We start from the raw sequence: 8,409 nt of genomic DNA on the forward strand, positions 1-8,409 counted from the left end.
TTGTTTTTTTTTATTAGACTTCGCGGGCGATCCGTTTTGGTGGGGGGGGGTGGGTTGGTCCCCGGCGCGGGGGGGGGGGGGCGCGGCCCCCGGGCGCGGTGTGCATCGGCCGGGCAGGATGGGCGTATGGGAGAGCGTGAGGAGCTGGCGGGGGACGGGTTCGCGGCGGACTGCCGGGCCCGGGTCGCCTTCGAGGTGCTGGCGAACCGATGGGACAGCGTGGTGGTCTTCATCCTCGGCGAGGGAGGCCCGATGCGCCCGCGCGACCTGCTGGACCGGATCGGTGGGATCAGCCCCAAGGTGCTGAACGACGCGCTGCGGCGGCTGGAGTACAACGGCCTGGTGGAGCGCCGCCGTTACGCCGAGGCGCCCCCGCGCGTCGACTACCTCCTCACCGAGGCCGGCACGGCCCTGCTGGTGCCCATCCGCGCGATGGGCACCTGGGCCGCCCGCTACGCGGACGACGTCCTGGCCTCTCAGGATCGCTTCGGCACCCGCTGATACGGCAATGGTGACGTCCATGCCCCGACCGGGGTGGCGATGTACGCAAGAAAGGAATTGCGCCCGGGCGGGGCGCGGGTTTGAGTTCGTCCGTGACTGCTTTGAATGATCTTGTACGGCCCGACCGCTACCCTCGCGCTTCCCGCTACGACCCGGCCTGGCTCGTCGGCCTCGACATGGGCCCGAACCCGTTGTGGCTCCTGGAGAACCTGGCCCGGGACCTTGATCTGCGCCCCGGGATGCGGGTCCTCGACCTCGGCTCCGGCAGGGGCGCCACGTCCGTCTTCCTGGCCCGGGAGTTCGGTGTGGACGTCGTCGCCGCCGACTGGTGGATCCCCGCGGAGGACGCGGTCGCCGTCTTCGCCGAGGCGGGGGTCGGAGACCGGGTGAAGGCGGTACCGGCGGAGGCGCACGTGCTGCCGTTCGAGGCGGAGAGCTTCGATGCGATCGTGAGCATCGACGCGTTCGAGTACTTCGGCACCGCCGACGGCTATCTGCCCTACCTGGCCCACTTCCTTCGCCCCGGCGGCCAACTGGGCGTCGCCACCCCCGCCATGACCCGGGAGGTCCGCGAACTCGGCACGATCCCGCCCCACATCAAGCGTGTGGTCGGCTGGGAGGCGATCGCGTGGCACACGGCGGACTGGTGGCGCTTCCAGTGGGAGATCACCGAACTGGTGGACGTCACCTCCGCGCGACTCCAGGACGACGGCTGGCGGGACTGGCTGCTGTGGGCACGGGCGTGCGCCGAGCACCGGCCGGAAGGCGAGCAGGCCAATCGGCCGGTGATCGACATGCTCACCGAGGACGGTGGGGAGTACCTCTCCTTCGCCCTGGTGACAGCACGCAAGCGGTGAGCCGGGCGGCAGCCGCCCGGCCCATACCCCGAACAGGCCGGCAAAGGGCGAGGGCCATCCGGGCCGACCGCCCGCCACCGTTTCACCGAGTGGTTCCGAGGGCGTTGCGCAGGAACGCCGTTGCCTGGTCGATGGCTCCGCGGGCGGCTTTGGACTGGCTCAGCGAGTTGAGCAGCATGAAGTCGTGGACCGTGCCGTCGTAGCGCACCGTGGTCACCGGAACGCCGGCTGCTCGGAGTTTGGCGGCGTACTCCTCGCCCTCATCGCGCAGCACGTCGGCCTCGTCGACGATCAGCAGGGCGGGCGGCAGGCCGGAGAGCTGCTCGATGGTGGCGCGGTTGGGTGACGCGGTGATCTCCCCGCGTTGGTCCGGGTCGGTCGTGTAGGCGTCCCAGAACCATTCCATCAGCTTGCGGCTCAGGTAGTAGCCGGTGGCGAATTCGTCGTAGGAACCGGTGTCCATGGCCGCGTCCGTGACCGGGTAGTACATCGACTGGTGTACGAACGTGACGTCACCGCGTGCCTTGGCCATGAGCGCGAGTGCGGCGGTCATGTTCCCGCCGACCGATTCCCCGGCCACTGCCATGCGCTGTGCATCGAGCCCCTTGGACGCCCCCTCGCGGACGATCCACCGCGCGGTGGCGTAGCCCTGCTCGATGGCCACGGGATAGTGCGCTTCGGGCGACGGCGTGTACTCCACGAAGGCCACTGCCGTACGGGCGCCGACCGCCAACTCGCGCACCAGGCGGTCGTGCGTACCGGCATTTCCCAGCACCCAGCCGCCGCCGTGCATGTACAACACGACGGGCAGCGTTCCGGTGGCGCCCTGCGGCTTGACGATGCGTACCCGTACATCGCCCACCGCCGCCGGAACCGAAACCCACTCCTCGTCGACCGGCAGCATGTCGACCGGCGCGGCCTGAAGGTCGTCGAGCACCTTGCGCGCGGCGGGCGGATCCAGCTCGTACAGGAACGGATGTTGCGAGGTGGCGTCGGCGAGCGCCTGCGCCTCGGGCTCTAGGACGATGGAGGCGGTTTGACCAGCCATGGGAATGCTCCCTGGGAAATCCGAGCAAGCGCATGGTGACGAACGCGGGGCCCTGAAAGGGCCGCGCTGCGCTCGTGCTGCGGGGCGGTCGACGGTGCCTCCGCCCTTGTTCAAGCCCTCGTGTTCGAGCCCTCGATGGGGGCTATATGTCCATTGTAATTGCCTGTCCTCCGCAGATGCATTCCAAGAAATCAAGAAACCGCCTCGTCCGTCCCGCGCCGGGGGGCTCGGATCGGTGACGGGCTCGGTGACGGGCTCGGCGACGACACGGCCTCCTCTCCCACCCGTCGCTGCCTGTCAGCGGGCGTCACTGCTGCGCAGCGTGACAATGCGCACGGAGCGGTCCCCGGTGTGTGGCTCGCGGCCGTGCCAGCAGCGGTAGTTGTCCAGGAACAGGATGTCTCCTTCGGCGAGCTCAAAGCGCGGAAGAGCGCCTTCCAGATCGTGCACGGCCTTCTGGAAGCGACCCAGCATGGTCTGGATGTGCTCAGCGTCGGGATCCCGGTGCAGTGGTGCGGCGCCGTCGGTGCGGCGGACGATGCGTCGGCCGGTGCGGGTGTACTCCACGTGCCTGGAGACCCGGGGCGTCGCGGGAAGCCCGCGCAGCGCTCCCCAGCCTCCGTAGAGGTCGACGTCGGCTTGGGTGAGGAATTCCCGCAGTTCGGGGTCCGCCGTTGTGCAGTCGTCCACGAAGCGGTACGCGTCGGCCACGAAGGATTCCCCGCCTGAGGTCGGCGGCTGGACGCACTGAATGGCGACGTAGTCCTCGTCGGGGTCACGTCGTCGGTGCTGGACGCCGCCCACGTCGACGACGACGTCAAAGCTGTCGGCGTGGAGATGGACGGACTTTCCGTCCTGTGACGTCCGTTGGCGCAGGGGGTGGAGCTGCCGGAGGCGTGGCCCGAGGACGGTGGCGGCCGCTGCGACGAGCGCGTCGGAGGTCGTGTCGAGTCCGGTGAGGACCACCGCACCGTCGCGGGTGAGCCTGTGCCGGATCTCGTCCGTGTTCCCGATGTCGACGCGGGCAGGTACGACGCCCAAGTCAGGGCGATGGGAGGTGAGCATCGGTTCGCGTGAGTCCTTCTTGTGGGGGCGGATGGTGTGAGTCGATGTCGTGCCGTGGCGCTCGCACTATAATGAAAATCATTACCGATAGTCTATCGAGTAGTCCTGTGTCCCCCTTCCGGTCCTCTCCGGCCGCAAAGGAGTTCCATGCCGCGCAGTATTCGACTCGGCCTCGCGCTCGCACTGATCTTGGTGGGGGGTGTTGGCTGCTCCGCTCCCGCCGAGGACTCGTCGGCTTCCGGCGCGCCGAGACGGACCGTGAAGGTGGCAAGCTGCGGGCAGCAGCTGTCGTTCTCGCAGCCGCCGGAGCGGGTCGTCACGCTCGACCAGTCCTCGACCGAGACCCTGCTGGCGTTGGGGCTGCAGGACCGCATGGTGGGCACATCGAACCTGAAGACGAAGATCGCTCCGCAGTATCGGGCCGCCTACGGGAAGGTACCGGTTCTCCATCCCAAGATCCTGACCGGCGAGCAGCTGCGCGCAGCGACCCCGGACTTCGTGGTCTCGTCGTTCGCCGATCTGTACACCAAGGACCGGGTGGGGACCCGCAAGGAACTCCAGGGGCTGGACCTGCCGTCGTTCGTGAGCGCGGTGGACTGCCCGCAGGCGAACAAGCCCGGCCTGACGCCCTTTGAGCGGCTGTTCCAGGACTACGAGAACCTGGGCCGGATCTTCCATGTCGAGGCCCGCGCCTCCGCGTTGGTGTCCCAGCAGCGGAAGGTGACCACGCAGGCGGTCAAGGCTCGGAAGGGCCTGGCGAGCCGGCCTTCCGTCGTATGGGTGTACTCGGTGTTCAACGGTGTCCCGTACGTCGCGGGCAACGGCGGGATGCCCAGCGACATGAGCAGGCTCATCGGGGCCAGGAACGCGTTCGACGACATCAACGAGGAATGGCCGGAGGTGTCCTGGGAGGAGATCGCCAAGCGCGATCCGGATGTGATCGTGATCGGCGATCTGTCCGAGCGTGGCACACCCGGTGACAGCGCCGAGGAGAAGCGCACGATGATGCGGAAACACCCTGTCGTGTCACAGCTGGCAGCCGTGCGGAAGAACCGGGTCATCGAGCTGCCCGGGATCGAGATGGACCCGTCGGTGCGTACCGTGCACGCCCTGCAGCAGTTCGTGGACGGGATGAAGGACCTCGGCTATGGCCGCTAGCCCCACCGAGGAGGCCGGCGGGCCACCACCGACCGCCCTTTCGGCACCGAGGGCCGACCACGTATCGGTGCTGCACCCCGCGGCCCGGAGTGCGGACGGGCGAGAAGCCGCCCGCGACCCGTTGCCGCCGCCCACGCCTCGCTCCGCGTTGCCCCGGCCGGCGTGGTCGCTCCTCGCCGTCGCGGCGCTGCTGGCTTCGATGGCCGTCTCGGTGCGCATCGGCACCAGCGGTGTCGGCTACGCCGACCTCGGCCGCGCCCTGGGCAGCCGCCTCGGTCTGCCGGTTGAACCGCTTCCCCGGCTGCTCGACTCGCTCATCTGGGATCTTCGGGTCCCGCGCGTTCTGATGGCAGCCGTGGTGGGCGCCTCGTTGGCGGTGTGCGGTGCGGCCTTGCAGTCCATCACCCGCAACGCGCTCGCCGACCCCTACCTGCTCGGCGTCTCCTCGGGCGCGTCCGCCGGCGCCGTGGTGGTCGTGCTCCTGGGCGTCGGCGCGAGCACTCTGGGCATCACCGGCGGTGCCTTTGTCGGCTCGCTCGTCTCCTTCGGCGTGCTGATGCTGCTGCTACGCCGCAGCGGTCTCGACTCGGCCAAGATCGTGCTCACCGGAGTCGTCGTGGGCCAACTCTTCACCGCACTCACCTCGTTGGTCCTGATCGCCGCCGGCGATGCCGACACCACACGCGCGATCACCTACTGGTTGCTCGGCTCGATGGCCTCGGCCCGCTGGGACGCAGTGATCATCTGTTCCGTCGTGGCCGTGATCGGCCTGACCGTGGTCTGGCTGTGCGCGACCGCGCTCGACGGGTTCGCCTTCGGTGCGGACACCGCGGCCTCGTTGGGCATCGATGTGCGGGTGACGCGGATCGTGCTGCTCGTCGTGACGGCGTTGATGACGTCGGTGGCCGTCGCCTCTGTGGGAGCGATCGGGTTCGTCGGGCTGATCGTTCCGCATGGGGTCCGGTTCCTCGTCGGGCCGCTGCACCGCGTCCTGTTGCCGTTCAGCGCGCTGGTCGGTGCGGTCTTCCTGGTGTGGACCGATGCGCTGGCCCGAGTCGCGTTCGCGCCGCAGGAGGTTCCCGTCGGGGTGTTCACCGCTCTGCTCGGCGTCCCGCTGTTCCTCTTCATTCTGCGGAAGCGTGGTGAACTGTGAAGATCGAGATACTGCAGGTGAGTTGGGCGGTGGCGGGCAGGGCCGTCGTCCGGGATGTGGACGTGGCGGTACAGCCCGGTGAGACGGTCGGCCTGATCGGCCCGAACGGCTCGGGGAAGTCGTCGCTGCTGCGGTGCGTGGCCGGCCTGCGGACCCCGACGACGGGTGTGATCCGTTACAACGGCCAGAACATCCGCGGGTGGACGGTGCGTCGTCTCGCGCAGCACATCGCTTTCGTCGAGCAAGCTGCCGAAGTCGACAGTGATCTGCGTGTCGCCGACGTCGTCGCGCTCGGGCGGACACCGTTCCGGGATCGCTGGCGGGGCCTCGATCGCACCGACCGGACGGTCATCGACGCGGCCCTTGCCAGGGTCGGGCTCACCGACCTGAGAGCAAGGGCATGGCAGACCCTGTCCGGTGGTGAGCGGCAACGCGCACACATCGCGCGTGCACTGGCGCAGCGGCCCTGGGGCATCCTGCTGGACGAGCCGACCAACCACCTCGATGTGAAGCACCAGTTGGAACTGATGGGCCTGCTGGCCGCCACGGACCAGACCGTCCTCGTCGCGTTGCACGACCTGTCCCTGGCCGCCCGGTTCTGCGACCGGCTCATCCTGATGCATCAAGGCGTCGTGGCCGCCTCAGGCAGGCCGCAGGACGTGCTCACCCCGGACCGCCTCGCGTCCGTCTTCGAGGTCGACGCCGAAGTCGGCCACGACGTCCTGGGCAATCTCGCAGTCTCCTACCGCGGCGTCGCCCCGGTGCCCGAGGCGTCCGGGAGGCATCCCTAGGCGGGCCTCGGCTCCGCTGCGTGGCCGTCCGGTCGATCGGCGTTCCGGCAGTCGCGGCACAGCCCCACCAGATCGAGCATGTGTTGTACCTCGACGAATCCGTGCGCTTGCTGGACCGCCGTCACCCACGTCTCGAACGCTTCGGACGGGACCGGCACACTGTGGCCGCACTGCCGGCAGACCAGGTAGTGCTGGTGCTCTGGGGCATCCCGACGCCGGTAGGACCGCTCTCCTTTGTCGTCACGTACGACATCGACCAGGTCGAGGCGTTCCAGGGTGGCGATGGTCCGGTACACGGTGCTCAGGCTGACTCGACTGCCCTGGCGGCGAAGGAGCCAGTGAAGCTCCTGGGCGCTGGCGAACGCGTCCAGCTCGTCAAGCGCCTTGAGCACGGCATCCCGTTGCCGTGTACTGCGAGGGGAAGGGGCCCGGCTGCGCATGCGGTCGGCCCCCTGCCGCATATGGAGCTGTCGCGATCGGTCGGCGACCTGCTCCTTGAGCATGGCCTCCCCTTCCATTGGTCGCTCTGTCGGCGAGCTCGACATGTGTCATGGCTCGGATGGGTCGGCGCGGCCGCGCCGTCACCCGACCGCCCACCGTCGAGAATCCGGTCGGGTTCGGGGGCGGACCGCCATAGGCGTTCGGTGACGTCTGCCGCCCTGGGGAACCGCCCTTGCGTTGCCGCCGGGCGGAACGCCGAAACCGCCGACGCACAGGACGAACACAGCGCAGTCTGCCGCGCTTCACGACCACGGGAGCGAGCCATGGCCACTATATAGAAGTGGTTGTCATTTTCATATACGCTGGCCACGCTCTCACGGAGGGGGATTGCATGAAGCGGCACGAGCTGACGGCCGGGTGCACGGACGGGGCCGAGGACTTCGATCGACTTTTTGATGCGTTGTGGTCTCCGATTGGCGCGGCGACCGTCCAGGCCGCCCGACTGCGGCCCGGTGCGAACGTACTCGACGCATGCTGCGGCTCGGGGGCGTCCGCGCTCCCGGCCGCGGATCAAGTCGCCCCGCATGGGGCCGTGGACGCCGTCGACCTCGCGGAGTCCCTGCTCCAGCGGGGGCGCGCCAAGGCGGCGACCCGCGGACCGGCCAACGTGCGCTTCGTGCACCGCGACGTCCTGGAATGGCCTGCTCCGCGCGGTGGTTACGACGCAGTGGTGTGTTCGCTCGGGATCTTCCTCTTCCCCGACATGGCCGCGGGGACGGAGCAGCTACTGCGGCAGCTACGGCCCGGAGGCCGGTTGACCGCGACGGTCTGGGCACGAGGCGCGCTTGAGCCGCTGCCCGAGCTGACCTTCCGCGCCGTGCTGCCCGAAAGGCCGCAACTCCTTCACGCTCCACCGTCGGCCAACCCGCTCGAACCGATCGGCACACCCGAGTCCTACCGGGAGTGGCTCACCGCCCGTTCGCTGTCGTTCATCGACGTGGAGCGCCACTCGCTCGCTCTGCCCGCCGACTCGGACCTGCTGTGGTCCCTGGTGCTCGGCACCGACTTCAGGGGACTGCTCGATGGCTTGTCCACCGACGCGGTCGAGCGCGTCCGCGAGCGGTTCACAGCGGCGCTGCTTGCCGAAGGGCGCGACGCGATCGACTTCTCGACGCTCATCGGTACCGGAACCCTTCGCCGCGTCGCCCCTTTCCGCCGCCCCGGAGGCGGCGCCTCCTGGCTGACCGCCACCGAGCCCACCAGTTCGATACCGCATACCAGTTGACGTACAGGAGACTCATGTCCCGCCGCCTGTTCACCTCGGAGTCCGTGACCGAGGGCCACCCCGACAAGATCGCTGACCAGATCAGCGACACCATCCTCGACGCGCTCCTC

The 8,409-nt window shown here is 68.9% G+C and carries 10 protein-coding genes; 7 read left to right on the forward strand and 3 right to left on the reverse strand.

The window, feature by feature from the left end:
- The first annotated feature begins 126 nt into the window (after positions 1-126).
- Positions 127-501 (forward strand): winged helix-turn-helix transcriptional regulator, encoded by a 375-nt coding sequence (locus ACFWZH_RS27900; protein ID WP_384436910.1) that lies wholly within the window; start codon positions 127-129, stop codon positions 499-501.
- Positions 502-593: 92 nt separating this feature from the next.
- A complete protein-coding gene (locus ACFWZH_RS27905) occupies positions 594-1,358 on the forward strand; it encodes an SAM-dependent methyltransferase (RefSeq protein WP_384436913.1) in 765 nt (254 codons plus the stop codon).
- Between the two features lie 82 nt (positions 1,359-1,440).
- Here the strand turns inward: ACFWZH_RS27905 and ACFWZH_RS27910 are convergent, their stop codons facing one another.
- The gene (locus ACFWZH_RS27910) at positions 1,441-2,406 is read right to left on the reverse strand and encodes an alpha/beta hydrolase (RefSeq protein WP_384436916.1); all 966 of its coding nucleotides are present in this window, start codon (positions 2,404-2,406) and stop codon (positions 1,441-1,443) included.
- 297 nt (positions 2,407-2,703) lie between these two features.
- Positions 2,704-3,447, reverse strand: a complete 744-nt coding sequence (locus tag ACFWZH_RS27915; RefSeq protein WP_384436920.1) for a TauD/TfdA family dioxygenase — start codon at positions 3,445-3,447, stop codon at positions 2,704-2,706.
- A 288-nt stretch (positions 3,448-3,735) separates the two neighbouring features.
- On the opposite strand from ACFWZH_RS27915, the gene ACFWZH_RS27920 reads away from it, so the two are divergent.
- The 3 genes from ACFWZH_RS27920 to ACFWZH_RS27930 are packed head-to-tail and all read left to right on the forward strand — an operon-like array spanning position 3,736 to position 6,573.
- Positions 3,736-4,629, forward strand: a complete 894-nt coding sequence (locus tag ACFWZH_RS27920) for an ABC transporter substrate-binding protein (RefSeq protein ID WP_384436922.1) — start codon at positions 3,736-3,738, stop codon at positions 4,627-4,629.
- A complete protein-coding gene (locus tag ACFWZH_RS27925; RefSeq protein ID WP_384436925.1) occupies positions 4,619-5,782 on the forward strand; it encodes a FecCD family ABC transporter permease in 1,164 nt (387 codons plus the stop codon). The genes ACFWZH_RS27920 and ACFWZH_RS27925 overlap by 11 nt, the downstream gene beginning before the upstream one ends.
- Complete coding sequence (locus ACFWZH_RS27930) at positions 5,779-6,573, forward strand: ABC transporter ATP-binding protein (RefSeq protein WP_384436927.1); 795 nt, start codon at positions 5,779-5,781, stop codon at positions 6,571-6,573. Before ACFWZH_RS27925 ends, ACFWZH_RS27930 begins: the two co-directional genes overlap by 4 nt.
- Here ACFWZH_RS27930 and ACFWZH_RS27935 read toward each other — a convergent pair.
- Positions 6,570-7,076 carry a Fur family transcriptional regulator gene (locus ACFWZH_RS27935; protein WP_384436930.1) on the reverse strand — a complete coding sequence of 169 codons (507 nt, stop codon included), beginning with the start codon at positions 7,074-7,076 and terminating at the stop codon, positions 6,570-6,572. The two genes, ACFWZH_RS27930 and ACFWZH_RS27935, sit on opposite strands and share 4 nt — an antisense overlap.
- 329 nt (positions 7,077-7,405) lie before the next feature.
- Between ACFWZH_RS27935 and ACFWZH_RS27940 the strand changes: the two genes are divergently transcribed.
- Positions 7,406-8,299, forward strand: a complete 894-nt coding sequence (locus ACFWZH_RS27940) for a class I SAM-dependent methyltransferase (protein WP_384436933.1) — start codon at positions 7,406-7,408, stop codon at positions 8,297-8,299.
- Positions 8,300-8,313: 14 nt separating this feature from the next.
- A partial coding sequence (locus ACFWZH_RS27945) for an S-adenosylmethionine synthetase N-terminal domain-containing protein (RefSeq protein WP_352332740.1) occupies positions 8,314-8,409 on the forward strand: 96 nt, incomplete at its 3' end.

The sequence above is a fragment of the Streptomyces sp. NPDC059008 genome (assembly GCF_042749045.1).
GTDB lineage: Bacteria > Actinomycetota > Actinomycetes > Streptomycetales > Streptomycetaceae > Streptomyces.

Excerpts from the sequence above, each read along its gene's own strand:
- ACFWZH_RS27900 (WP_384436910.1), top strand. The coding sequence starts at position 127 with ATGGGAGAGCGTGAGGAGCTGGCGGGGGACGGGTTCGCGGCGGACTGC.
- ACFWZH_RS27910 (WP_384436916.1), bottom strand. The coding sequence starts at position 2,406 with ATGGCTGGTCAAACCGCCTCCATCGTCCTAGAGCCCGAGGCGCAGGCG.
- ACFWZH_RS27925 (WP_384436925.1), top strand. The coding sequence starts at position 4,619 with ATGGCCGCTAGCCCCACCGAGGAGGCCGGCGGGCCACCACCGACCGCC.
- ACFWZH_RS27935 (WP_384436930.1), bottom strand. The coding sequence starts at position 7,076 with ATGCTCAAGGAGCAGGTCGCCGACCGATCGCGACAGCTCCATATGCGG.
- ACFWZH_RS27940 (WP_384436933.1), top strand. The coding sequence starts at position 7,406 with ATGAAGCGGCACGAGCTGACGGCCGGGTGCACGGACGGGGCCGAGGAC.